This is a genomic window from Geodermatophilus amargosae (genome assembly GCF_900116515.1).
In the GTDB taxonomy this organism is placed as follows: domain Bacteria; phylum Actinomycetota; class Actinomycetes; order Mycobacteriales; family Geodermatophilaceae; genus Geodermatophilus; species Geodermatophilus amargosae.
Window position 1 is genome coordinate 1 of sequence record NZ_FPBA01000035.1, and the last position, 23835, is coordinate 23835.

The window sequence follows — 23835 nt, forward strand, 5'->3', positions numbered from 1 at the left end:
GAGCCGCGGGCCCGGGTGCTGGCCTATCTGCGCGGGTGTTGGGTCAGCTGGAGCGCAAGAACGGCTGGACGCTGGCCGAGGCCGCCGGTGAGGTGTCTCCGGACGGGATGCAGCGGCTGCTGCGCACCGCGGACTGGAACGCCGACGCGGTCCGCGACGAGCTGCGCGACTACGTGGTCGAGCGGCTCGGCCCTGGCGGGGTGCTCATCGTCGATGAGACCGGATTCGTCAAGAAGGGCGCCCGCTCGGCCGGGGTGGCCCGGCAGTACACCGGCACCACCGGCAAGATCGACAATTGCCAGATCGGCGTCTTCTGCGCCTACGCCACACAGGCCGGTCGGGCGCTGATCGACCGGGAGCTGTATCTGCCGCGGGCCTGGACCGACGACCGCGAGCGGGCCCGGGCCGCCGGCATCGGCGACGAGGTCGGCTTCGCCACCAAGCCCGAACTGGCCCGCAGCATGCTGCAGCGAACCCTCGACGCCGGGGTGCCGGCCGGCTGGCTGACCGCTGATGAGGTCTACGGGCAGGACAAGCGGCTGCGGGTGTGGTGCGAGCAGCACGGGTTGCCCTACGTGTTGGCCACCCGCTCCACCGACACCGTCGCGACGATCGACTGGCGGCAGCGCCGGGTCCGCGCACTGATCGCCGAGCTGCCCGAGACGGCCTGGCAGCGCCGGTCGGCCGGCGCCGGCGCGCACGGCCTGCGGCTCTACGACTGGGCGCGGGTGGAGCTGCTGGCCGGGTTCGACCCGAGTTGGGCCCGGTGGGTGCTGGCCCGCCGCACTATCCCGAAGGGCGCTGAGGAGCCGGCCGAACTGGCCTACTACGTCTGCGCCGGGCCGGCCGGGACCACCCTGGAGCGGCTCGTCGCGGTGGCCGGCGGCCGCTGGCGCATCGAGGAGTGCTTCCAGGCGGCCAAGAACCAGGCCGGCCTGGCCTCCTACCAGGTCCGGGACTACACCGCCTGGTATCGGCACATCACCTTGGCCATGCTCGCCCACGGCTACCTGTCCGCCACCCGCGCCACCGCGGAAAAAGGGGGTCCGCAGCCGGAACCGACCAGCTCATCGCGCTGACCGTGCCCGAACTCCGGCGCCTGCTCAACATCCTCATCCGCCCACCGCGGCCCGACCTCGAGCACGCCGCGGAATGGTCGTGCTGGCGCCGACGACGCCAGGCCCAGGCCCGCGCCGCCCATTACCGCAGCCGAGGTCAGCCCCCGCCATAACTGCCGTTGCAGTACTAACGACCTCGTGCATGGTTAGCGGCGGGCCGTCGTCGACCTGTCCAGGGCCTCTTCGATCATGCCGCGGTGCCGGCCGGGAGCGCTCTCGGTGCGCGGTGCAACTGGTCAGGTCGTGGGGCTCGTTCCTGGCTGGAGACCAGTCCGGCGACCGCGGGCAGCATTGTGTCGAGATGCTCGCGTCGGCCGAGGTGACGCGACAGCGCTCGCCAGTTCTTCAGGTGGCTGATGCCGTGCTCGACGCGGATGCGCTGTGAGGCGTGAGCTCGGCGTTCGGCCTCGTGTGCGGCGGCGACGGCGGGGAAGATCGGGATCTGGTTCCTCCGCCGCGCGGGGCGCGGAGTGATGACCGCGCCGGCGGTCTGGGTGCTCAACCCCTGGTAGCCGGCGTCGGCCAGCAGAGTGATGCCGGGGATGAGGGCGAGCAGCTCGACCAGACCGGCCTGGCGGACCTGGGTCAGATCGTGGATCGAACCCGGGCGGGTCTGTCCGCAAAACAGCAGCCGCCCTTCGGCGTCGGTGATCACCAGCGCCTTGACGGTGTTCGCGCGGGCCTTGCCCGAGACGAACCGAGCCCGGCCGGCCTTGTGGGCCGCCGGGCGGCGCACCCGGACCTCGGTGGCATCGAGCAGACCGAGCTGCCCGCTGGCACCCAAATGGGCGACCACATCGGCCAGGGTGCGCAGCCGAAGCCCGCCTTCGACGGTGCAGCCGCGTTCGGTCAGTAGCGGACGCACCTCCCCGACCGCCCGGGTGATTGTGGAGCGGGACACGCCGAACCAGCAGGCCAAAACGTCGTGGGTAACGCCGTGCCGCAGGTGCACCAGGGTGGCCAGCAGCCGGTCGATGAACACCAGCCGGTACCGGGCGCCGGCTCCGACCGCCCGCCGCCGAGGCCGATCGGTCAGCCGTGCGTCCTGGCGTGCCTGCCAGCGCGGCCCCAGCTCGGCGACCAGCTCGGCCAGGACCTCTCGGGACAGTCCGGTCACTCGGCGATCGGCGACAGCGGCGGCACGGGGAAGAGTGCTCGACACATCACGACCTTGCCCGTCTTGCACACAGCACGGTCAAGTCGTCGGGCTAACCATGCACGAGGTTGTAAGGCCGCCGAAGGGCCGTACCTGGGGCCGAGGGGGCCGCACGCCGGTGGTACGGGTGACCGCATCCAACGCTCCGCGGCTGTCGCTGGCCGCGCTGCTGGCCACCAAGCCGGGGCACCGGCCGCGGCTGATCTTCCGCACCCACCGCGGCCGGCGCGGTGCCCGGCGCAAGGGGTCCACCGAGACTGATTTCACCGCCCTGCTTGACGCCGCCTACCAGCAGCTGGGCGGACCCATCGTGCCGGTCCGGGACAACCTAAACACTCACGTCAGCGCCGTGAACCGCCCCGGCGAGTCCGGAGACTCCAGTCTTTGAGGAGGATGCAGTCATGGCAGGACGCCGCGGGCAGTACCCGCCGGAGCTGCGGGAGCGAGCGGTCCGGCTGGTCGCCGAGTGCCGCGCTGACCACGGGTCGGAGTGGGAATCGATGCGGTGGGTGACGCAGAAGCTGGGCATCGGAACGACGGAGACGGTGCGCAAGTGGGTGCGCATGGCCGAGGTCGACGCCGGGGCCCGCCCGGGGGTGACCAGCGAGGAGTCCGCCGAGCTGCGCCGGCTGAAGGCCGAGGTCAAGGTGCTTCGCCGGGCCAATGAGATCTTAAAAGCAGCGCGTTCTTCACGGGCCGGACGGCGGACTCGAAGCCGGGCAGCGTGTAGTCGGTGTCGCGGAATGCACCCAGCCCGCCATCAGCGGTGACCGCCTGGGGGGAGTCTGCGGGAGCCGCCAGCGACTCCCTCAGGGCCGTCTCGTGCGCCGCAGCGGCGGCCGCCAGGGACGCCGTAATCGCCTCCGCGGAGTCGCTGCTGCGGAGCGTGCGAGACGGGCCGCGGTCAGTCGTCAGGGTGGCGACCTTCACCTTGTCGCCGTCCGGGCCGATGCTGGCCTGGACGGTGCTCAGCTGCTGAGGAACTCGCGTGACAGCTCGTCACTGCCCCTCAGCTCCATGCCGCTGCGGTGACCGCGCGAGCGGTGCCAGTGCCAGCCGCACCCCAGCCCTGCGGCGTTCGATCGCCCGGCACGGACGGAGTGGCGCTCGGCCAAGGCTCGGTGCGGAACGAGGCGAGGACGTTCTGAGCCTCGTGCGTTCGGATGACGTTGTCCTCGCGGCGCTTCTCCTCGGCCTTCACCTGGGTGGCGGCGGAGGCAAGCAGCGCAAGCTGCTCGTACGACTCGGTGCCGTGCACCTTGTCGGTGTCGAGCTGGTGCGCCTCGTACATCTCGAGGACGAGCGTTCGGAGCTCGCCCAGCTCGTCGCTGCTCAGTTCGGTGATCTTGGCGAGTAGCTGATTCAGCTTGTCCGTCGGTGACGCTTCGGGTGCGTGATCACGTGGTGATCGACTCGCACATCGGGAGGGCCGCCACAACGCGCTGGTCGCGTCGCCGGAGTCACCGCTGCTGCCCTCGCACTAGGCGCCGGGCCGTCGCTCTGCGTTGATCGTATCGCGGCTGACCCGTCGCTATGGCGTTATCTCGAAGTCGAAGACCGTGCTCGCTGTCTGGCCGGTGCTCTCCACAAATATCCTCCCCTCGACACGCCACTGCCCGGGAGCTACGTAGTCTCCAGTGGAGCCATACTCGCAAGGCACCGTTCGGCCGATGAGCGGCATATCGTCAGCGCGATTGACGATTCTCCATTCGAAGTTGCAGTCGCCCGAGGGGGTGCCACCGTCAAAAATTAGGCCAGAACTGTTCCTTATGGCAGCCTTGAAGCTGAAGGTGATGCCTGAAGCGCCGTTGGCGGGAAAAGTTGTCGGATTGGCTTGCGTCATGCTCACAGGTTCTATCGCAAGCGTCAGTTCGGTCGGCGTGGTGCTTGTAGTCGGCGGGGGAGGAGGAGTTGTAGAGGTGAGCGAGGTTGTTGGGGCCGACGGTGAGGTCGTATCTGGGCCGCTAGGCAGCGTTGACCCTGTGGCGACCGAAGTCCCGGTCGCCTCGGAATCTTCGGCATCTTTCTCGCCAGTTCCTAACGCAACGACAAGCGTGACTATCAGAGCAACTACCCCGGCGATAGCGCTGACTGCCTCCCACTTAATCCCGCGTTTCGGCTCAGGTCCGCGCTTCGGCTCGGGATCCATCACGTCGTACCTCCGAGGGTGCGGGAAGCGGGAGACGACGGAAGTCTCGCAACGCGGAGCCGCCTGTGCTCTGGTGAACTCAGCCGGAGAGCCTGTACATGTCAGGAGCGGCCATGGAAGATCGGCTATCCCGGCGGGCGCCTCTGGACAACGGCTCAAGGAGGGCTGGATGGCGATCCGCTGGTTCAGTGACAAGGACCGTCAGGAGCTGCGGGACGCGGCGGAAGAGGCCCGCGTCCTGGCCGAGCTGGAGCAGAAGTTCGCGGTGTACCGAGAGGCGGACAGGACTCCGCTGACGGAGGGGCAGCTGCGGATCCTCAACGGCGAGCTCAAGATCGACCCGAACGGGCGGGCCAAGGACTGACTCTCCCAGTGGGAGAGCGAGGGATTTCGTCTGAGACCAGCGCGGCATCTCAAGATCGCCTGTGCTGTACGCATTTCCAAGATCGAGCCGACCGATGGGCGACCTGACCGACGACCGGTAGGCGCGCGACCGACTCGTCAGGACCATCAGGCGTCCCCTGGCGCTCGACGACGGCCGATGCGATAGCGATCGCCAACCGCCAGGGGCTGAGGCGTAGAGGTCCTCTGAGCCGCCGGCACGCGCGCGGCCCGCCGAAGATCGACGATGACCGATCAAGATTCTTTGTACGGAACGCTTGTTCCTGTTGCAGAGCGTCACCCACCTGTTTTGATCGTTCGTAGGTAGTTAAGATCACAATTACCTACGACCGCACCGGACAGGAACCGGAAGAAACGGTCATGACCATCGACTTCCCCCAGCTCGCCGCCGAGACGACCGTCGTCAGCGAGCCGGAGTTCCCGACGACCGCGACCAGCCGTCGCCGCGCGCTGACCCGGCCCTCGTGCAGCTCGTCAAGGAGGCCAGCAAGGACCACAAGCGCCGCGAGCTGCCCGGCCGGTTCTCGACGACGCTGTACCCGGGACGCCAGGGCGCGAACGAGTCGGGCACCGTGTTGGGGGAGCTGCACCGTGCGGCCCGTGCGGTCGGCGTAAAGCTGCAGATCCGCCGCTTCGACCGCGACGCCGACAGCTGCCGGCTGACCTTCAGGTCGCGGAGGCCGACAAGTGAAGGTCGTCGCCTACGTCCGCGTCTCGACTCGCGAGCAGGCCGACACGGGACACGGAGTTGACGCGCAGCGGACCGAGCTTCGCCGTCAGGCCGAGCTGCGCGGCTGGCAGATCGTCGCGTGGTGCGAGGACTTGGGCGTCTCAGGTAAGGACATGAAGCGCGACCAGCTCACGGAGGCCGTCCGCCTGGTGGAGTCTGGCCAGGCTGCCGCGCTCGTGGCGACGAAGATCGACCGGGTGTCACGGTCGGTGGCCGACTTCGCCACGTTGGTCTGCCGGGCCAACACCAAGGGCTGGGCGCTAGTGGTCCTCGACATCGGCCTGGACCTCACGACGCCGATGGGCAAGTTCACCGCGAACGTCCTGTGCGCCGCGGCCGAGCTCGAGCGCGACATGATCGCGCAGCGGACCCGTGACGGACTGGCCGCTGCCCGCGCCAAGGGCGTCAAGCTCGGTGGACCCCGGTCGCTGGCCGACGACGTAGCCGATCGTATTCACGAGCTGCGCACCGACGGCATGACCCTCACGGGCATCGCCGACCGGCTGAACGGCGAGGGAGTGCCCACCGCCCGAGGAGGTGCCCGCTGGTACCCGGCGACGGTGCGAGCCGTCCTCAACCGCCAGCCTGGATGAACTGGTCAGGCGCCTGAGCGCGCCCTGACGCACACGAGGCCGGCTGCCGCGAACGACGACGCGGTGGCCGGCCTCAGTCATGTGGCGGGACGCCTGACGCCAGGGCGGTTGGCCGCAATGATCAATCGTGAATGCATCATCGCGGACGACCGCGAACTGGGAATACATCATCGCGGACAACCGATGCGTCACCGCGTCGATCTTGACGCGTACCGCCTCAGGCGAGGTCCAACGTGTCGGCTCGGCTGGCGCAGTCGATCGACCAGAGGGCCAGGTCGCGGAGCGCCAGGGGTGGCCTGACGGTCCTGGCGCATGGAGTGGGGTCAGCGGTAGCTGGTGCCCGGGGACAGGCGCCGTTTCGTCAGTGCGTCGCGTCAGTATGGACGGATGACGAACGCGCCCTCCGTGGGCCCGGACAAGGTGTCCAAACGCAGCACCTCGCCCTGGAAGGCGCTTGGCTGGGCTACTTACCTGCGAAAGCTTGAGCGGCTGGCGCACACGCTGATCCGGATGCACTGGGCCGGACCTCAAGACATGTGGAAGTGGCAGACGGATTTGCTGACCTTGCAGCGGGACGTCCAGCGCGCGATCACGCAGACTAAGGCGGCGCTGCGGACGGACGCGAGCAGGCGTGAAGAGTTGGATCAGCTGCGTATTGTGCTTCGACTCACCAGGCGCCTGGGTGACGCCATGGCCTGGCTGATCCTTGGCCTCGACCGGAAGGCAATCCATGCTCTTGGCTATGGGCCGCCTGTGCCGGTCTCCCCTGAGGAGCGTCACGGGGACCTGGGTATGCAAGCTATCGCTGCTCACCTAAGCAGTGAGGGTTGGGGGTTTCCCATCCTGCATGACGTCACGGACTGTCTACGCGTCGGCGATATCACATTCGTGAAGGCGGGTGATGATCGGTCGCGGGGATTCCGCACCGTCGAGGTGAAAACTCGGGTCCTCTCACAACAGGAAGTTAACGGAGGCGATGAGCAATCCATTAGTTTGTCCGTCACGGTCATCTCTGCTGAACCCCCCGACACGGCGCTTGGTGACAATCGGCCGTCGCTAGAATCGGAGGACATCCCGGTCGCGCCGCAGTCGCAAGCGGCCCGAAGGCGACCCGACCGGCGCGAGGAGCGACAGTTCCGCCGGATGGCAAATGCGCTAACGAGACGATCCGCCGAGGATGACACCGTAGTCACCATACCTGGCGAAGGACCCGTCATAAGCTCCCGCTTCACCTCGGATGCCAAATCCCATTGGAAGGACCTTCGGCGCGTCATAAGGGCCGCCCGGCGCGACGGCTATGCAAGTGTCGTCGCAGATGGGGCAATCATGTACGTCGTGCTTTATAGCCCTACAGGCATCACCGAGGAGCTCATCCGAAACGAGCGGATGCAGCAAGACCTCCTCGCGTCAGGATTGGTTTCCACTCCCGATGACCGTGGATGGGATTCGATTGTCGTCAATCAGGTGCCCGACATGCGTGGGGGTCGTGACCGCAGGTATTTGCCCTTTTACCTCTTCGAGGTGCCTTGGAACGTGGTGTCCGACCTGTTGATGAACCGCCTGTGCATCATCGCTCTTGTTAACCCGGGACAGGTCATGCGCACCCTCGAAGCTGACGGGTTTGATGTCCGGGCGTCCACAAGGCTTGACCTCTCCCGGGACTCCTTTTCGCTATTCTCCCAGGCTGAAGGACCGGACGGGAACGACTATCAGCTTGAACTTGGCGGACTTTCTTACTGCATCGCCGAGACGGTGCATGAGTTCAAAAGTGTCGAATACGTGGTGGAACATGCGCGGGAGATGCTGCGGGTGGCAAGAAAGGTCACTCTGCCGCGTTTTGTCACGGATAACGCTGCTGGATAGCTGCCAGGACTCATTGAGGTTTTCTCACCAGCTATGACGGCTTGATTGGCGTCGTCGCTGGTCGCGGTCGGCGACCAGCGAGGCGGTCAGGTAGGCGGGCAGGCCAGCGGGTAGCGCCACAGGCGCCTGGTCGCTAGACGCGCGGGCAGGGGAAGATGCCATCGCGGGTACGGGCTTTCGCAGTCAGGACGTACGGGTCAGCACCGTCATCCTGCGACGCGATGCCCGTGCCCGCCCTCACACCAAGATCAGCCCCGCGTCAGCACAGGCCGCCGGGACACGACTTTGCCGACCCCCTGGCTGGTTGCCCACTCGGCAACTATGACGCTCTCGTGGCAAGACGTACATCTATCTCGCTGGTCACCCGCGAGCCGCAGGGAAGCGCCGTACTGGGCCGTCATCTGCCTGCTGACCGCCTTGCCTTGGGGATGACCACGTGCAGCCGCGAGCCGTCGGGCAGCATCGCGTCCACGAACGGCGTCGACATGTCGATCCGCCGCCCCGACGTCCGCAGCATCCGCTCGACAAGGGCGGCGCGCTCGGACTTCGCAACCCCGCCGGGGTCTCAGCGACCCGGAGCCCGGATCGTCGTGGTCAGCTCCCCGCCGGGCTAGAAGGCCACCGGCTCTGGTCTGCGCTGGTCATCGTGGACCTCCCCGTCGAGGGGGACCGGCTCGCCGCCGCGCGGGTCGGGCAAGGTCGCCGTCGGGTCGAGCACCGTCCGCAAATGGCGAGCGACGACCGCTCTAACGGCGTCACTGCTCGGGTCGTGGCCAAGCTCGCCGAGGATGCCGGTGAGGGCAAGCTCCAGCTGATCGATGATGCGCTCGCTCAGCACGGCCCGCTGCTGCTCGGCCTTCTCCATCAAAGGAGCCATCGCCTGCGCGAGTTTGGCCAGGTGAGCCCGCTCGGCCTGGTAGACGCCCAACCACTGCGGGTCGTTACGGTGGTCGAGCTGGGCGGCCAGCCAGTCCACATGGCCCTGGGTGCGAGCCAGCTCCTCGGTGAGGGCCTGTATAGGCGATACGTCGCGCGGGACGCCGTACTGCCGGGCCAGCGCGACAGCGCGTGCCTCCACGACCCGCTCGGCCGCCCGCCGCCGCACCTGCGGAGCGCTGCCGCCGTGCAGCCGGCAGGTCGCGGCTCCCCGGATGGGCGGCTGCCGACACAGCCCACCGTCTCGTCGCCGGGCGCCGCACAGCCGCATGTGGTCGAGGGGTGCGGGGCCGTAACGCGGCGGCTCTTCCTTGACTCCGCCGTGCTCGACGCAGACACCCTGCCTGGGCACCTCGCGGAACCGGCACCCCTCGACCGAGCAATCGGGAATTGGGTGGGCCATCAATGCGTCCCTCGGTTAAGCATCCTCGTTGAAGCGCCGATCCTCCGATCGCCATCAATCATAGCAATGGGGGCAGAATGCTGCCGGCGCGAAATGTATCGAAGTGCGCGCCCCAGCCGAGGCCTGCTGTTGGGAGATGCCGAATCTCCCAGACGGAAAGATGACGAGATCCGTGCGCGACCTGTGCGCCGCTTAGCTGGTGTTTGTAAAGCACGCTTTTCGCGAGATATCAGGCCGGCATGTGGGGCACCGGCTCAGCCATTCGCCAGCGTGGCCACCGACGTCGCCGGGCAGGTGATGCGGACCCCAACTTGACGCCAGTGGCTTGGCAGCCACCAACTCCTCACGGATGACCCCGCGTTCGCCCGATGCGAATGATCACCACGCCTTGTCGCAAGGTGGCGCTGACGGTGCTTAAAAGGCTGTTCGGTGGGACGGGTCGGCCGCGTGGGTGGGGCATGGGGTGGGCGCGGTTCGGCTGCGGGAGTCCCTGGTTTGACGGGCTGCTCAAAGGTATTTCCGCGCGGCTCGTGAAGTCGAGGGAGCAGCGGCTCAACGACCTACCGCCAAATCTCTCAGTGTTGGAGGGTCCCGTGCCGGCGGGGCTGGAAGGGGCCGGACGGGCCGCCCAGCTCCTCGACCAGCTGGCAGTGCACGACAAGCTCGGGGCGCTTGGCCAACGTGCGGTGAAGAGAGCATCCTGGCGGGCGCCGCGGAGCTGATCCCGATCCGGTTCGGTGCTGCCGGTCACGCTGCCACCGCCTTCGGAGCGGTCCCGATCACCGTTACGCGGCGCTCGTCCGGTTCGTCACGGACGACGAACCGCCACCCCGCCAGGTGGGTCTCGTGGGAGCCGGTCGGCCAGCTCCGCCGCAGCCGCGCGGACCGCCTCGCCATCCTTGGCCGTCGGCGCGGTGGGGTAGCGGACCCACCAGAGGGCTTGCCGATAGCCTTGCCCGTTCCAGCGCCGGCCGACGAGCACGCCCTGTGCGTCATTCATGATCAAGTCCCTTCGGATGGGGTCGGTGGCCGCGCGCTCGTCACTCTCCATCCCGGTTCAATAACTAATTGGTGGGTGGGCCCAAAAAGAGTGAGAGGTAGTGCCCTCCTCCCTCTTATCGGGGGGGAGGGGGGAGTTAGTTACTCCGTTTGGGAACACCCCTCCCGCCCCACCTGAGCTGTGAGAACGCGTCGGGCTAGGCGTCCCGAACGGGCATCCGAAAGCTGCCAGTCGCGGGCGACGCCCCCGGCGTCCGCTTCGTCGTCCGTGTCGATCTGCTCCAGAACCGGGCAGGCGGCCAGCCCCAGGGCGCGGAGATCCTCGACGGTTCGCCGGACCACCTTGCGGTCGATTCCACCCGCCGTCCGGGCGAGTGCGGCCACGCTCGCCGCGTCGGTGGCCGCCAGTGCCCCCAGGACCTTCCGGCGGGTCCGGGGCATGCTGTCCAGGCCGCACCGGACGGTGAGGCGAGCGACGTCTTCCTCAGACAGTTGCAGGGCGACCAGCGCCCGTGCGAGCCGCTGTAGCTCCTGCCGCATGCGGTAGGGCTCTTCGATCTTGGCCTCGCCGATGATGTCTCGGCGTCCGTAGGTGTCACGTGGGACCGCCCCGCGTCCGGCGCGTACGACCTCGGTGACGTCGTCGATCAGGTCGAGCAGGTCGTCGGTCAGCTCGACGTCGGACACCCGTCGCCGGCCGTCTGTGATTGCTCGGCGGGCCAGGGCGCGCGCGTTCTCCCGCCGCTTCTCCTTCGGCATGCGGCGTCGGTGGCTGCTGGATCGGCGCTGCTGGGGGGTGACGTCCGAGACCCGGTAGTAGAGGAAACGCTCCCCCAGGGACGTGGCAAAAGACGAGTAATCGTCAATCGCGTGCGTCACCGCGCCGAGGACGACGACTTGCCCTTCCCAGACCAACGGCTGGGCAACGTCCCCACCGAGCGGACGTAGTGGCCGTCATAGACCCGACGCAGAGCGGCGAACACGTTGTCCAGGTCCGACCCGCTGCGCCGTCCCTGGTCGGCCAGCATGGTCGAGAGGTCACCGATCGTAATCACGGCGTCTTTGGGGTCGTCCCCCAAACGTGCCAGAGCACCAGCGGGGTAGACATTTTTGCCGGACCGGCGCCAGCTCAGCAGACCGGCCACGGTGACCTCGTCCAGGCTCTCGACGCCGTCCATGCCTTTGCCGAGGTCGAGCGACTCGGTCTTGCCCGCTGCAGGGTTGCCGACCTGCAACAGCCAGAGCGGGTCGAGGTGGGAGTCGACGTCAGCCACGGAGACGTACGCGGCGCACATGATCACGAACTGGTCGAGACTGCCGTCGATCCAGGTCCCTAGCTGGTCGACCAGGCGTTGCAGTGGCGTCCGCTGGTCTCCCGGCTCGATCGGCTCTCCTGCCAGCAACGGCTCGTGCTTGGCGTGCCCCCCGACCTCGCGGGCGACCTCTTCGTCGGTCTTTGTGGATGCGTGCGCCTGCCCCCAGGACAGCGCGTCGGCTATCTCGCCGGGCTGCACTTTCCGGACCTCGCCTCGGTTGCACACCTCGGCCATGCGGTTGGCCAGCGTTTGCACGCCCTGGGTGTGCAGCTCTTCGGTCAGGCAGCCCCAGCGGTGCATGCAGGCGAGGCGGACGCTTTGCCCCACGAGCCACTGGTGGCGCTGGGAGGGGTCGTCGGCCTTGTCGGTGCACCAGCCCTCGACCACGGCGTGGACGTAGGGGCACGCTTTCTTCGACCACGGCCAGTCACCCGGCTTGGATCGGACCTCGCCCGGATCGTCGCGGTCCCCAGGCAGCTCCGCGATGCCGCAGGCCAGTAGTGCATCGTCCAGCTCCGCGACGCTCAGGAGGCCGCCGCCGGGGAACCGCGCGCCGGTCGGGACCGGGACGTCGGGGTCCTTGCGGTTCACCGTGCCCGGCAGTCGCAACACCCGCGCGAGGTCGAACACGCTGTCCACGTGTCCCCGGTGCTCCTCGTCCACCAGGCTGGCGACGTGCGTCATCAGGCGCCCGAACCGGCGCATGAGAGCGCGGGCGGTGGCCCGGCGCTCCTCGTCCCCGGACAGGTCGGTGCCCTCGTCTTCGGGGTCCATCCCCCATCCCGGCTGGAGACCGTGCCCGGACTCGATCACGATCACCGGGTCCTGTCCGAGGATGGTCGACACGGCGTCAATGACCGCCTCCGCCGCCTCCATGCTCGGCAGGCCCCCCGCCTTGACGTCCAGGTCGCTGTAGGTCCCAGCCCAGCGGGTCACGTGCGCGGCGGTTCCACGCCCTCCGTAGCCCTCAGGAACTGCCACGGGATTGACCGAGAACCACACGTCCGACGTGTGGACGTGTCGGGATGCCTCGGCCCCTATCGCGTCGGCGGTGGCAGGGACGTGCGCGTGGGCGAACATTTCGCGCTCGCCGCCGTGCGCGGTCTGGTGGCAAACGGCAACGACCTCGCCCGCTTCGTATCCCAATGCTTCGACAAGATTGACCAGGACAGACTGCGCGTGATCCTGGGTTGGGTCAGCGGGTAGCGGGGTCCCACTGCTGTCAGCGGTGGGGGCCCCCGCCGTTCCCGGGGAACTGTCGGCCCGCGCGCTCACCGAAAACCCCCGGCGGTCCCAAGCAGCTCCCGCAGCCGCTGGCGGCGCTGGGCGGACAGCGGCGGAGCAGCGGCCACCACGCGGGCCACGTACTCCTCGTATCGGGTCCGGTCCTGATTGGTGCGTGACGCGCTCACCGCTGCACCGCCTGCTCGGCGGCGCGGAACCGCTTGAACGAACAGCCCGCGCAGTCACACAGCTCGCTGCCCCGGGGCGCGCGGAGGGACCCGGCGTCGAACAGCTCGGAGGGGTCACGGCCTAGTAGGAGCGACAGGCGCTGGCGGACCGCCGCGGTCGGCCGCACCCGGCCGTAAAGCGCGTTGCGCAACTCCAGGTAGCCGACGTCGATCAAACGGGCAGTGGCGGAAATTGACCGACCCGATTTCTTGATCGCGAAATAGGCAGGCTGCTTCTCGTTGGAAAGCGTGGGGCGGTTGCCCTGCGCCATCGGAACCTCCGGGTGGAGGCACCCCCTACATCAGGAATGATTCCTGGGCTTAGCGCGAGCGAGGAACGGAACCGGGGTGCCGTACTTGCCCCGAACCACTCTCGTGCGGCCCTTCATTCCTGATTCCTCGCGCCCGGTGGAAGGACAGACCGTCGACTCCCGATAGCGGTTGTGCGCGTCTAACTAGGATCCACTATACCACAAGAGGGGCACGAGTGGTGTTCCACTTGCTGACCGACCGGCTCAGTGAAGTTCCCCACCACAATGTGCCCTCGCGTACGGCTGGCGGCTGGCGAGACATCACTGCTGGTCAGGCGCACGCGCTGATTCAGTGCTAGGTGTCTCCTGACAAGAGCTGGCGTCGCAGAGCCGCGCTCGAGGTCGCCGATGACTCGCAGCAGCCCCGACCAGCGGCGCCGTCTGTCCCTGCAACTGGGTCCCCGAATGCTGGTGAGAACACCTTAGTGAGTAATGGTCCACAAATGCGCGGTACCAACCTGCCCACAAACCGCCTCAGGCGTGCATCAAATTCGCGATCAAGATTTCCATTTGACCTGTACGGCCTCCGGGTCGACCGTCCGGGGTCCCCGGGTGGACGGCATAATTTGGACGGTCATCAGCGTGCTTATGACCTCCCTCCTGGCGGAGATCGGTAAATTCTCTCACCGCTCCCGGGCCTCCGACACCGCCACCTCCGTCACCAGCGGGGAGGTGAACCGAGGCAGCGCCCGGCGTTCGGCGGCGTTGATCTCCGGCAGCAGCCGCGCCTACATCCGAGACGGCGCCTGCGGGGTCACCTCGCCGGCTGTCGGCGTACTGCGTGTTCCCAGCGAGGGGGACGCGGTCGAGGTGGACGTGCGACCTGGGTCACTTCCAGTCGATGCGGACGGCCTCGGGGTCGAAGGTCCGAGCGCCCTGCCGCGTGCGGTTAAGCGTGATTGTCATGAGGGTGTCCACGACCGCGCGGCGTCGACTGAGGCTTAGGCCCTCCCAGACGGCGCGGACGTCAGGCATGCCCACCAGCCCGTCCAGCAAGGGCGTGGAGTCCACAACCCGGCTCCGAGCCTCGGCCTCGCTGAGCTGAGGCCGCAGCCGGGCGGTGATGCGCTCCAGCATCCGGCCGTCGATCAGCCCGTCGGCATACTGATCCGCGGCCTCGTCCAGGCGAGCGCGGAGCTGGTCGGCCTCTGCGAGGGCGGTGCTGCGATCCGGGTCGTCCGTCGCGGTGAGGACTTCACCGGCGTCGGACGCGGACAGCCGGGCAATGACCAGCTCGGTCGCGAGCTGGTCCAAGTCGTCCTTCCGCCTGCTCACGTGGGCATTGACAGAACACCGGTAGGCCGGAACCCCACGGTTGATCGCGACCCGCAGGGCGGCACCGCACACTCCGCAGCGCCCAATGCCTGACAGCAGGTGCGCGGCGGCCGATCCGGTCGACGTCCTGCGGCCCGGGTCGGTCAGCACGGCCCGAAGCTGCTCCCAACTGTCCCGCGAGAGAATCGCCTCCCAAGCACCGTCGCCGACGATCTCGCCGCGGTGGACGCGGAGACCGGCGTTGCGTGGGCGAAGCGCGACGCCGCGCACCTTGTTCTTCGTCCAAGGGCCGCCGGTCGGCGACGGGACCTCGTCCGCGTTGAGTGCCGCGGTCACTCCACGCAGCGACTCCCCGGATAGCAAAGCGTCGGCGATGCGACGCACCACGGCGGCCTCCTCGGGCACCACGACCTCGCGAACGCTGCCATCCGGGGCGTGCTGACGGTTCCACCCGTAGGCGTGGCGGCCATGCGACCGGCCGCTTTCTGCTCGCTGCTGCAAGGCTCGGCGCACCCTCTCGCTCTTGTGATCGGACTCGTGGCGGGCGATTGACCCCAGCATCCTGGCGATCAGCTTGCCGCTCGCAGTACTCAGGTCCCACTGCCCTGCCTGCACGGTGGTGACGTCCGTACCGGCTCGCTCAACGACCGTGATGAAGCGCTCGAGCTCGGCGGGGGAGCGGTGCAGCCGGTCGGGATCCCAGGCAACGATCACGTCAACCTGCCCGGTGCCGACCGCCTCCATGAGCGCGGTGTACTGCGGGCGCGGCTTCCCGGAGTACGCAGAGACGTCGTTGTCGACGTAAGTCCCGACGAGCCGCCAGCCATGACGGGCAACGACGTCGGCGCAGTCCACCCGCTGCCGCTCCACGCCCAGCCCAAGGCCTCGCGGGTCACTGGAGATGCGGCAGTAGATCGCGGCGCGGGGCTGATCAGCGCGGGCCTTGCGACGGGCGATTGCCAGCGAAGTGGTCACGGTTTAAGTATGTCACATCGTATGGTTCTGGAACGTCGAGCAGCTCGACGACGTCGCGGGCATCGGGCCGGCCGTGTACGCCGAGGTCGCCGACCTGGTGCGGGTGTGAGCGGTCCCCGGGACCGCCGCTGGTCCTGGCTGGACCTGCGCCTCGTCCCGGTCGCCGCCGCAGTGTGGGTCGTCACCCTCGTCTCGGCGCTGCTCACGCCGGGCGTGCTGCTCGTGCTGGCCGGTGCGGCGTCGCTCGCCGCCGTCCTGCTCGTGCCGCGCCGGGGAGCGGCGGGCGCGATGGTCCTGCTGGCGGTCCTGGCCGCCGTGGCCACCACCGCCACGGTCGCCGCCGTGCGCGGTGCGGCCCGTGCCGCGTCGCCGCTGGCCGAGGTCGCGGGCGGCCGGACGGTCGAGGTGGTGCTGGAGGTCGACGGCGACCCGCTTCGCGTCGCGGGCGTGGGCCCGCCGCGGCTGGTCCTCGACGTCACGGTCACCGCTCTCGACGGCACCGCCGTCGCGGACACCGCCTCAGACGGCACCGCCTTCGCCGACGGCACCGGCACGGTGGCGCTGAGCGCCGGGGCGGTGCTGTTCGCCCCGGCGCAGGACTGGGACGGGGTGCTGCCCGGGGAGGTCGTCCGGACGCGGGTGGCCGTCGCGACCGTGCCGGCCACCGAGGGCGTCGTCGCTCGGCTCTCGGCGCGGGGGCCGCCCGAGCCCGTGGAGGGGCCGTCGCGGCTGCAGCGCGCCGCTGGCTCAGTGCGCGACGGGTTGGCCGCGGCGGCGGGCCGCGTGCTCGACGCACCGGCCGACGGACTGCTGCCCGGACTGGTCGTGGGGGACACCCGGGGTCTCGACCCGGTGCTGGAGGAGGACTTCCGGCGCGCCGGGCTGTCCCACCTCACCGCGGTCTCCGGCGCCAACGACAGTTAGAGGTAGTACTTTCTCCGCATGACCGCCATGCTGTCCCGCGCTGGCCGGACGATCGCGCCGGAGGTCGCCCCGCTGCGGGCCGTGATCTACACCCGTGTCAGCTCGGACCCCAACGACCGGGGCCGCTCGGTCGAGGAGCAAGGAGCCGACTGCCGCCGCTGGGTCGAGCGCGAGGGCTGGGAGCTGGCCGCTGTCTACACCGACAATGACCGCTCGGCGAGCCAGTACGCGCGCAAGGGCCGCCCCGACTGGCAGCGCCTTATGGAGGATCTGGCGCGCGGCCGGATCGACGTGCTGGTGGCGTGGGAGATTTCCCGCACGACCCGTGACCGGATGGTGTGGGCGGCACTGGTGGAGTCGTGCATCGAACGCAACGTCAAGCTGTGCATCGACGGGCGGCTGCACGACCTGGCCGACCCTGACGATGCGTTCCACCTGGACATGGCATCGTCCCTGGCGGTCCGGGAGTCGAGCGTGACCAGGAAGCGGGTGCTGCGCGCGGTGCGAGCGAACGCCGACAAGGGGCGTCCACACGGAAAGCTCCTTTACGGCTACCGGCGCATCTATGACGACAGGACCGGCGAGCTGGTCGAGCAGGTGCCGGACCCGGTGACCGCGGAGGTGGTCAGGGAGGCCGCTAGGCGCGTCCTGGGAGGCGAGACGCCGTACGCGGTGGCGCAGGACTACAACCGGCGCGGGGTTCCCGCCCCTCGGGGCTCGGAGCGCGGCTGGGACCTGACGCAGGTCAAGCGGCTGTGCATCAACCCCGGGTACGCCGGCAAGCGGGTGCACCAGGGAAAGGTGGTCGGCGACGCGGCGTGGCCCGCGATCATTAGCGAGGCCGACCACCTGCAGCTGGTGGCCAAGCTCGGCGATCCGGCGCGCCGGTCGCAGCGGGACTCCGCAATCAAGCACCTGCTGTCGGGCATCGCGGTCTGCGGGGTCTGCGGCGGCCGAATGCGGGTGCAGAAGAACCGGGGGTTCCTGGCCTACCTCTGCGTGGACGGATTCCACGTCTCTCGCCGCGAGGACGACGTGGACGCCTACGTTACCGAGCTGACGCTGCGACGGCTGGAGCGGCCGGATCTGGCCGATCTGATGGCCAGTGAGCCGGACGCCGACACGGCCGCCGCGCTGGCCGAGGCCGCTCGGCTGCGGGCCAAGCTGGACGAGTGGTACGTGGCCGGGACGCAGAAGGACGGGCCGTCACCGATGGCCGTCGCCCGCGTGGAGGCCGAGTTGCTGCCGCAGATCGAGGCGGCCGAGAAGCGGGCGCTGCCCCCGTTCACCTCCCCGCTAGTGAGCGAGGTCGCCAGCTCGGAGGCCCGGGATCGGTGGGAGAAGCTGCCGATCACCGCTAAGCGGGAGGTCATCAGCACGCTGATGATGATCCGAATCATGCCGTCCACTCGGGGTCGCCGGACGTTCGATCCCGACTCCGTGACGATCGAGTGGCGGAGCTAACCACGATCGGGTGCCCCTCCCGGGAAATCCAAGACTGTGACCTTCGTTCAATCCCGAAGCGCCCCTTTGTCAACTTTGAGGTTTCGCATTCCCAAGGGTCGTCACCAATCGGCTCCGTCCTCCGGCGACCGTCGCCCGCTCCCGCATTTGTGTTTGTAGCTTCGTCCTCAACAGACGGAGCTACACCTGACCGGGAAGGGGAGAACGAATGTTGAAGGCGTTGGAGCCGGCCGCACCACCCGACACCGGCTCAACCGCGGCGGCGATAGTCACGCCAATGACGCGTTGCACATCATCGCCATGGTCCGGCTGTCGTCTCACCAGCCCACCCAGGACTACCCGGCTCGTCGACGAGCCGAAGGTCACAGCGACCTCAAGACCATCCGCTGCCTCAAGCGCTGCTACGCCCGGAGGTCCACCACGTCCTCGTCCTCTTGACGAGGCATGGGAGCACCTGAGCCGCGAGGGGCGGCCGCCCATCCGGAGCCGCGGATTCGAACATTGCCGGACCGGCGGTCGGATCGGTTGAAGGCGCGCAGTGCTCCTACGACCTCGTTGCTGTGACGGCGCCGTGACGACTCGGTGATGCGGGGCGGCGCATGATTCCCTGCATCGCCCGTCGCGGGCGAGTAGACCCTGAAATCCGGTCCGAGAAGCCGATGACACGTCCCGGGCCGGTGCTCAGCGCTTCCGTGAGCGACGAGGTGGTCACGGCCGGAGGCGGGCATCCTCCGCTCCCACTCTCGCCCACGGGACGCCCCTTCCTCAGGAGGTGCAGTGGACCCCGACGAGGTCCAGCGGGCCCAGCAGGTCTTGGACCGGATCCGGGAGGACCTCATGTCCCGGACGGGAGTGCACGCGGTGTTCATCGGCCTGCTGCCCGACCAACACGGCATCCCGGGCCAGCAGATCGGGATCCGTGTCGTCGTTGATCCCGTCACGGTGGAGACCCACCTGCAGCGACTGCCCCGCAGCATCGACGGCTTGCCGGTTCGGGTGGAGCGGGGGGCGCCTGCTCCGGAGGAGTGAACACGGTCGGATTAGGACGTACAGCCAAGGGAGGACGACATGGTCAAGCAGCCGGACCCCGCCAGGGTGGAGGGCGCGATCGCCGCGCTCGGCACGGTGCGCCGGCAGTGGTTGCGCCGCGAGGGAGTGACGGCCGTGGACGTGGGCCTCAAGATCTCCAATGGGGAGATCACCGACACCGTGGCACTGCGGGTGCACGTGGCTCATAAACGCCCGGTCGCCGAGTTGGCCGCCTCGGAGGTCCTCAACGACGCCGACCACCCGAGGGACGTCGAGGGTTATCCGGTGGACGTCATTGAGGCCAGCTACGGCCTATCGAGCGGGCCGATCGTGCTCGAGGACGTCGGCGTTGCCGAGGCCGTCGACCGCCGCACCCAGATCCGCCCGATCCTAGGTGGCATCAGCGTCGGCAACCCTCGGATCACCGCCGGCACTCTCGGAGCCGTCGTCTTCCACCGCACCACCTGCCAGGCCATGATCCTGTCCAACTTCCACGTTCTCGCCGGCGCGCTGAGCGCCACGGCCGGTGAGGAGATCCACCAGCCCGGCCGGCTCGACGGCGGCATGGCCGGCGACCGGGTCGCGACCCTCTCCCGGTTCCGCATCGACTCGGGCATGGACGCTGCGGTCGCCACGATCGACCCGGGCGTCACCTTCGACCGAGAACTTCTCGGCGTCGGCACGATCACCGGCACGACCACCCCGACACTGGGGATGGAGGTGGTGAAGTCCGGACGCACCACCGCGATCACCCGCGGCATCATCGACGGGGTCAGCCTCACCGTCAGCATCGACTACGGGCGTGACGTCGGCGTCGTCACCCTCACCGACCAGATCCACCTCGTCCCGCGGCCTCCGTGGCCCGCTGTGGACGCCGAGGTGTCGATGGGCGGCGACTCCGGCTCAATCTGGCTGGAGGAGGCCACGATGCGCGCGATCGGTCTGCACTTCGCCGGCGAGACCGATCCGACACCGTCGGCCGAGAACGCCATCTGCACTCCGATCGAACGCGTCACGACCGAGTTCGACATTTCCTTCCTGCCGGTCATCTGCCGTCCCCGCCCACCGCTGGACGACTTCTGCAGACGCTTCCCGCGGATTTGTGAGCTCATTGGGGTCCCACCTCTCATTCCCTTCCCGCTCCCGGCGCCTGGCCCGACACCGATCCAGACGCCCGGCCCAGTGCCGCTCTCCCACGCGATGCCCGCCCCCCGATCGAGCACCCCACAGGTCAGCAGCAACGGCGGACCCTGGGCGACGTGGGACGACCAAGCACGTGGCGAGCTTGCCCAGCTGATCGCTGAGCTCGCCCGCAACGGATGATGGCTCCCACGCCGTTCACCGGCGTGGCGCCGCGTCAGGACGTCTGCTGGCGCAGGTCCTCGCGCAGGCTCGTCATCAAGCCTGCTCAGGTCATCAAACCTGCTCAGGTGGCCTTGGCCCGCGCCAGCCGTCCTCTTTAGAAGACCGCGGAACGCGGCCTCGTGCGTCGCTACGTCGGTCGCTACGTCGGTCGCTACGTCGTGCGCCCGCTCGGGCGTTGAGGAGGCCTATGAACGTTCGCTCGGGCGTTGAGGAGGCGTATGAACGTTGAGGAGGCCTATGAACCCGGCAGCGTGTGAACCCGGCAGCGTGACGGCTTGAAGCGGCCTCGCCCATCAGCAGAAGGACGGTCGCGTACCGAGCGATCGAGGACCCTCGATGATGAAAGCGTGCGGCCACTTGCGCGGCGAAATGTCCGCGCTCCGACCTCGGCCTCGTCCAGCCCATAATGTTGGTGTTGGCCGGGAAGCACTAGACATCACCGCGCATCCGACAGTGGCCTCGTGTCGGCCGATGTCGCCTGCAGACTACCAGTCGTTTCGCTTCGCCTACCCTTGGAAGGCACTGCAGTTCCGCCACGTCGGCGTGGTGTGTACTTGAAGCTCACTGCAGCGTCGGCCGGAAGCTTAGTATTACGCGCGAGGATCTGTCGCAGGCTAGCCGTCTCCTCGATGATGGCTAGACCTACTCCGGTGAAAGTCTTTTCGGTGTAAACGTCGTCGGCAAGGAGCGGGTTGGTCAGCGCTTGCGTGAAGGCGTCGTGCCCCACCATTGTAGTCATGAGGCTCCCGAATAGATGGTTGTCAGGGTAATCCTCTGCAAAGATGCCGACATACCACTCGACCTTGTCGATGTCGTTGTCGTAGAGGTCCCTCAGTCGCTTCTTAACGACAGGATCGGAGGTGAGGGCGTCAAAGCTCTTCAACGTGGGGAGATTGAACTGTCGTCGATATGCATTGAACGGCTGCAGCCGAGCCTTACGCATCAATGCGATGGTGCGTTCTTCAATCCCCGGATAGCCGAGATCGGGGTCTTTGTCGATGAGGAAGGTGGGGGTGTTGAGGAGGCCGACCTTGGCGGCGCGCGACCGGGAGGCCTGATCCATCAACCACCCGATGCCCTTCGAAAGCACCAATTGATTATTGTCCCTGAGGAACTCCTTGGCGTCGAACTCCCCCTCGTCGGTCATTACCTTCTCGGGCACGAGGGAGTGCCACCGGTATAGTAGGTTGAATTCGATGGCAACCCGGTTCGACCTATTCCATCGTCTGCCCTCCGCGATCTTCGGGACGAACTTGATCGGTAAGTCGAACGGCGTTATGTGCCGGATGTATTCTTCGACGACCAATTTTATCAGGAGCACAATCATCGTATTTCGGGTCGTCTGAAATAGGCGTTCATCCAATTCAGCCTCGGACATCGGAGGCCAGTCCTCCAACCTGCCCTGCCGGTACTGCTCGGCGAGGAGTGCAGCAATCCGGTTGTGCTCTCGCAGGAAGAGGACATCTAGGGCGGTGCTGCCGACGGTCGAGTTGCCGTGCTCTAGGCCGACGGCGAAGAACACGTCCTTCTGCTGGTCGGGGACGCCCTTCAGGAGGATCTGGGTGAGGAACTGTTCGTTGTGAAGGTTCGTGAACTCCGCCTTGATCTTGTACTCCCCGTCCGCGGTGCGCCGGAACAGGTAGGGCGGGTACTCTTCGTCCCGAATCTGTTGCGACTTCAGCAGGCCGCCCTTTCCCTTGCGCAGCAACCGGGTCTGCGCCTCGGTCAATCCGTAGATCTGGCAGAAGTCGATCTCTTGCGTGGAGGTGTTCTTGCGCCAGTCACTTCTCTCTGTTCTCAGGAAGCTGTCCGTGAACCACTGCGCAAAAAGCATGAAGAGGACGCTCGTGTCAGTGGACACCTTCTCGCCAGATGGGGGCCGCCGGAAGAGCTCTCGGACCTGTTCCTCGGTCGGCACCACGGTCGGATCTGTCGCCTGCAGGTGCCGGCCGCTGAATGTCCGGTCGGTCAAGCTCACCCAACTGGTGTAATCACTCGCTAAAGAGAATGGTCGCGGCCGGGCGCCCGTGGCGTTCGCCAGCCCGTGGACCGCGAACTCGGTGACTATCCGTGGAACGAACGGAAGCAGCCTGAGTGCTCCCAAAACATGCATAAGCGGGCCCTGCGACAACGCGTAAGTCAACATGTTGTCACCCTGATTTCCCATTAGTGTTCAGTGACGTTGAAGGAGCCGCCCACCGTCTGCGAAGCTCCTGGCGCAGGCTGGTTGTGCTGGGCGGCAACACCGAGCAGGCCAAGCCCCTCAAAGCGAGGCCGACGGAGCATTGTCCCCTCCCCGCAGTTGAGTCAGAATTGCTGACTTCCCGTGTACGCAGGATGACTGTGGGGCGTCACCGTGCCGTCACCAACGTGTCAACGTCTGGGAAGGATGTAGTGAAGGAGCAGTCGGGTGCGCAGAGCTGGGACGCGGAACTGTCTCAGGTCAAGTCCCTGAGCGTGGTGTTTGGCGGCTACCGCGTGATCTTCGGTGTGGTCAGGCACTGAGCGCCGGAATGGTCATCTCTTCGGTGGTCTCGTCGGTGTCGTCGACCGACCGCAGCCGGCAGCGGGCGAGGACGTTGAGGCCCAGATAGCGGCGGCCTTCGGTCCACTCGTCGTGCTGCTCGGCCAGCACGGCATCGACCAGGCGGACCAGCGCGTCGCGGTCCGACCAGATCTAGCGCCACACCTCCTTGGGGACGGCGGTGACCGCCAGTACGTCGGTCCGCGCCTGCTCGAGGTGGGCGGCCACCTTCGGCAGCTGGTCGGCCCAAGGCGGCCAGGACGTGGTTGAACTGGGCGTGCACCGAGGCGGCGTCGGGCTTGCACGTAGACCGAGTGCAGCGTCCGCCACCCAGGTCCAGGCGTTCTTCGGGCAGGCCGCCATGAGGTTGGCCGCGTAGTGCATGCGACGCCTCCGCCAGGCCGCGCCGGGCAGGGTGGCCCGATCGCCTCGACCAGACCGCGGTGTGCGTCGCTGGTGACCAACTGAGCTCTGGTCAGGCCGCAGGCGCTCAGGTGCGCCGAAGAGGCCCAGCCGGCGCCGTCCTCGGCGGGAGTGACCTGCAAACCGAGGATCTCCGGGTGCCCGTCGGCGTTCACGCCGGTGGCGACCAGGGCGTGCACATTCACCACCCGCCCGCCCTCGCGCACCTTTAGCACCAGGGCGTCGGCGGCCACGAACGTGTAGGGCCCGGCGTCCAACGGGCGGTGGCGGAACTCCGCACCTGGCCGTCCAGCTCACGGGGCCATCTCGCTGACCTTCCACTTCGATAGCCGGGTGATCCCCAGGGACTCGACCAGCTTCTCCAGCTGGACCCGAACATCAGCCGGCCGGGCGGTGACCCGGGTGGTGATGGCGGCGACCAGCGACCAC

Annotated in this window: 20 protein-coding genes and 4 pseudogenes; 12 read left to right on the plus strand and 12 right to left on the minus strand. The window is 67.8% G+C overall.

Going from position 1 to position 23835, the window contains the following annotated elements; all coding sequences use genetic code 11:
- Positions 1-1079: pseudogene (locus BM414_RS26265) on the plus strand (IS701 family transposase); the annotation flags it as partial.
- A 226-nt stretch (positions 1080-1305) separates the two neighbouring features.
- On the opposite strand, the gene BM414_RS26270 reads toward BM414_RS26265, so the two are convergent.
- Positions 1306-2235, minus strand: coding sequence for a transposase (locus tag BM414_RS26270; RefSeq protein WP_245785011.1), 930 nt, complete (start codon positions 2233-2235; stop codon positions 1306-1308).
- Positions 2236-2401: 166 nt separating this feature from the next.
- Between BM414_RS26270 and BM414_RS26275 the strand changes: the two genes are divergently transcribed.
- Positions 2402-2662 carry a transposase gene (locus tag BM414_RS26275; protein ID WP_175551828.1) on the plus strand — a complete coding sequence of 87 codons (261 nt, stop codon included), beginning with the start codon at positions 2402-2404 and terminating at the stop codon, positions 2660-2662.
- Between the two features lie 13 nt (positions 2663-2675).
- Positions 2676-3008 (plus strand): annotated as a pseudogene (locus BM414_RS31155) (transposase); the annotation flags it as partial.
- On the opposite strand, the gene BM414_RS28790 reads toward BM414_RS31155, so the two are convergent.
- The 3 genes from BM414_RS28790 to BM414_RS28795 all read right to left on the minus strand — a co-directional run bounded on the left by BM414_RS28790 (position 2917) and on the right by BM414_RS28795 (position 4426).
- Positions 2917-3204 (minus strand): hypothetical protein, encoded by a 288-nt coding sequence (locus BM414_RS28790; RefSeq protein WP_139246055.1) that lies wholly within the window; start codon positions 3202-3204, stop codon positions 2917-2919. The pseudogene BM414_RS31155 and the gene BM414_RS28790 overlap by 92 nt on opposite strands.
- A gap of 79 nt (positions 3205-3283) precedes the next feature.
- Positions 3284-3565 (minus strand): hypothetical protein, encoded by a 282-nt coding sequence (locus BM414_RS26290; RefSeq protein WP_093584504.1) that lies wholly within the window; start codon positions 3563-3565, stop codon positions 3284-3286.
- Between the two features lie 240 nt (positions 3566-3805).
- On the minus strand, positions 3806-4426 hold the full coding sequence (locus BM414_RS28795) for a hypothetical protein (protein ID WP_139246056.1): 621 nt from the start codon (positions 4424-4426) through the stop codon (positions 3806-3808).
- A 166-nt stretch (positions 4427-4592) separates the two neighbouring features.
- Between BM414_RS28795 and BM414_RS26295 the strand changes: the two genes are divergently transcribed.
- The 3 genes from BM414_RS26295 (at position 4593) to BM414_RS26305 (ending at position 8011) form a co-directional block, all read left to right on the plus strand.
- Positions 4593-4787, plus strand: coding sequence for a hypothetical protein (locus tag BM414_RS26295; protein ID WP_093584506.1), 195 nt, complete (start codon positions 4593-4595; stop codon positions 4785-4787).
- 725 nt (positions 4788-5512) lie between these two features.
- Positions 5513-6148, plus strand: coding sequence for a recombinase family protein (locus tag BM414_RS26300; RefSeq protein ID WP_093584509.1), 636 nt, complete (start codon positions 5513-5515; stop codon positions 6146-6148).
- A 387-nt stretch (positions 6149-6535) separates the two neighbouring features.
- Entirely contained in the window at positions 6536-8011 is a 1476-nt protein-coding gene (locus tag BM414_RS26305) for a hypothetical protein (protein WP_139246057.1), read from the plus strand.
- 610 nt (positions 8012-8621) lie between these two features.
- On the opposite strand, the gene BM414_RS26310 is transcribed toward BM414_RS26305, so the two are convergent.
- The 3 genes from BM414_RS26310 to BM414_RS26320 all read right to left on the minus strand — a co-directional run bounded on the left by BM414_RS26310 (position 8622) and on the right by BM414_RS26320 (position 12667).
- Positions 8622-9350: an HGGxSTG domain-containing protein gene (locus BM414_RS26310; RefSeq protein ID WP_093584523.1), complete on the minus strand. Its 729-nt coding sequence runs from the start codon at positions 9348-9350 to the stop codon at positions 8622-8624.
- Positions 9351-10490: 1140 nt separating this feature from the next.
- Complete coding sequence (locus BM414_RS26315) at positions 10491-11228, minus strand: hypothetical protein (protein ID WP_139246058.1); 738 nt, start codon at positions 11226-11228, stop codon at positions 10491-10493.
- A complete protein-coding gene (locus BM414_RS26320) occupies positions 11225-12667 on the minus strand; it encodes a hypothetical protein (protein ID WP_139246059.1) in 1443 nt (480 codons plus the stop codon). Before BM414_RS26320 ends, BM414_RS26315 begins: the two co-directional genes overlap by 4 nt.
- 66 nt (positions 12668-12733) lie before the next feature.
- Here BM414_RS26320 and BM414_RS29790 point away from each other — a divergent pair, with 66 nt between their 5' ends.
- Positions 12734-12871, plus strand: coding sequence for a hypothetical protein (locus tag BM414_RS29790; protein WP_175551829.1), 138 nt, complete (start codon positions 12734-12736; stop codon positions 12869-12871).
- 202 nt (positions 12872-13073) lie between these two features.
- Here BM414_RS29790 and BM414_RS26330 read toward each other — a convergent pair whose 3' ends face one another.
- Both BM414_RS26330 and BM414_RS26335 read right to left on the minus strand, forming a co-directional pair.
- Positions 13074-13388 carry a hypothetical protein gene (locus tag BM414_RS26330; RefSeq protein ID WP_093584535.1) on the minus strand — a complete coding sequence of 105 codons (315 nt, stop codon included), beginning with the start codon at positions 13386-13388 and terminating at the stop codon, positions 13074-13076.
- Between the two features lie 867 nt (positions 13389-14255).
- Entirely contained in the window at positions 14256-15677 is a 1422-nt protein-coding gene (locus tag BM414_RS26335) for a recombinase family protein (protein ID WP_093584538.1), read from the minus strand.
- 105 nt (positions 15678-15782) lie between these two features.
- Between BM414_RS26335 and BM414_RS26340 the strand changes: the two genes are divergently transcribed.
- The 5 genes and pseudogenes from BM414_RS26340 to BM414_RS26355 all read left to right on the plus strand — a co-directional run bounded on the left by BM414_RS26340 (position 15783) and on the right by BM414_RS26355 (position 20417).
- Complete coding sequence (locus tag BM414_RS26340) at positions 15783-16601, plus strand: ComEC/Rec2 family competence protein (protein ID WP_093584541.1); 819 nt, start codon at positions 15783-15785, stop codon at positions 16599-16601.
- 18 nt (positions 16602-16619) lie between these two features.
- Positions 16620-18065, plus strand: a complete 1446-nt coding sequence (locus BM414_RS26345; protein ID WP_093584544.1) for a recombinase family protein — start codon at positions 16620-16622, stop codon at positions 18063-18065.
- 225 nt (positions 18066-18290) lie between these two features.
- Positions 18291-18503: pseudogene (locus BM414_RS31160) on the plus strand (IS110 family transposase); the annotation flags it as partial.
- Positions 18504-18842: 339 nt separating this feature from the next.
- Complete coding sequence (locus BM414_RS26350; RefSeq protein WP_093584547.1) at positions 18843-19094, plus strand: hypothetical protein; 252 nt, start codon at positions 18843-18845, stop codon at positions 19092-19094.
- Between the two features lie 39 nt (positions 19095-19133).
- Complete coding sequence (locus tag BM414_RS26355) at positions 19134-20417, plus strand: chymotrypsin family serine protease (RefSeq protein ID WP_093584550.1); 1284 nt, start codon at positions 19134-19136, stop codon at positions 20415-20417.
- Positions 20418-20895: 478 nt separating this feature from the next.
- Here BM414_RS26355 and BM414_RS26360 read toward each other — a convergent pair whose 3' ends face one another.
- The 3 genes and pseudogenes from BM414_RS26360 to BM414_RS31165 form a co-directional block, all read right to left on the minus strand.
- Positions 20896-22437: a peroxidase family protein gene (locus BM414_RS26360; RefSeq protein ID WP_175551830.1), complete on the minus strand. Its 1542-nt coding sequence runs from the start codon at positions 22435-22437 to the stop codon at positions 20896-20898.
- 516 nt (positions 22438-22953) lie between these two features.
- Positions 22954-23094: a hypothetical protein gene (locus BM414_RS29795; protein WP_175551831.1), complete on the minus strand. Its 141-nt coding sequence runs from the start codon at positions 23092-23094 to the stop codon at positions 22954-22956.
- Positions 23095-23136: 42 nt separating this feature from the next.
- Positions 23137-23639: pseudogene (locus BM414_RS31165) on the minus strand (transposase).
- Positions 23640-23835 lie beyond the last annotated feature (196 nt).

What these genes read in the sequence shown, in the direction of transcription:
- BM414_RS26305 (WP_139246057.1), top strand. Translation starts at nt 6,536, where the DNA reads ATGACGAACGCGCCCTCCGTGGGCCCGGACAAGGTGTCCAAACGCAGC.
- BM414_RS26345 (WP_093584544.1), top strand. Translation starts at nt 16,620, where the DNA reads ATGACCGCCATGCTGTCCCGCGCTGGCCGGACGATCGCGCCGGAGGTC.
- BM414_RS26295 (WP_093584506.1), top strand. Translation starts at nt 4,593, where the DNA reads ATGGCGATCCGCTGGTTCAGTGACAAGGACCGTCAGGAGCTGCGGGAC.
- BM414_RS26355 (WP_093584550.1), top strand. Translation starts at nt 19,134, where the DNA reads ATGGTCAAGCAGCCGGACCCCGCCAGGGTGGAGGGCGCGATCGCCGCG.
- BM414_RS26330 (WP_093584535.1), bottom strand. Translation starts at nt 13,388, where the DNA reads ATGGCGCAGGGCAACCGCCCCACGCTTTCCAACGAGAAGCAGCCTGCC.
- BM414_RS26310 (WP_093584523.1), bottom strand. Translation starts at nt 9,350, where the DNA reads ATGGCCCACCCAATTCCCGATTGCTCGGTCGAGGGGTGCCGGTTCCGC.
- BM414_RS26290 (WP_093584504.1), bottom strand. Translation starts at nt 3,565, where the DNA reads ATGTACGAGGCGCACCAGCTCGACACCGACAAGGTGCACGGCACCGAG.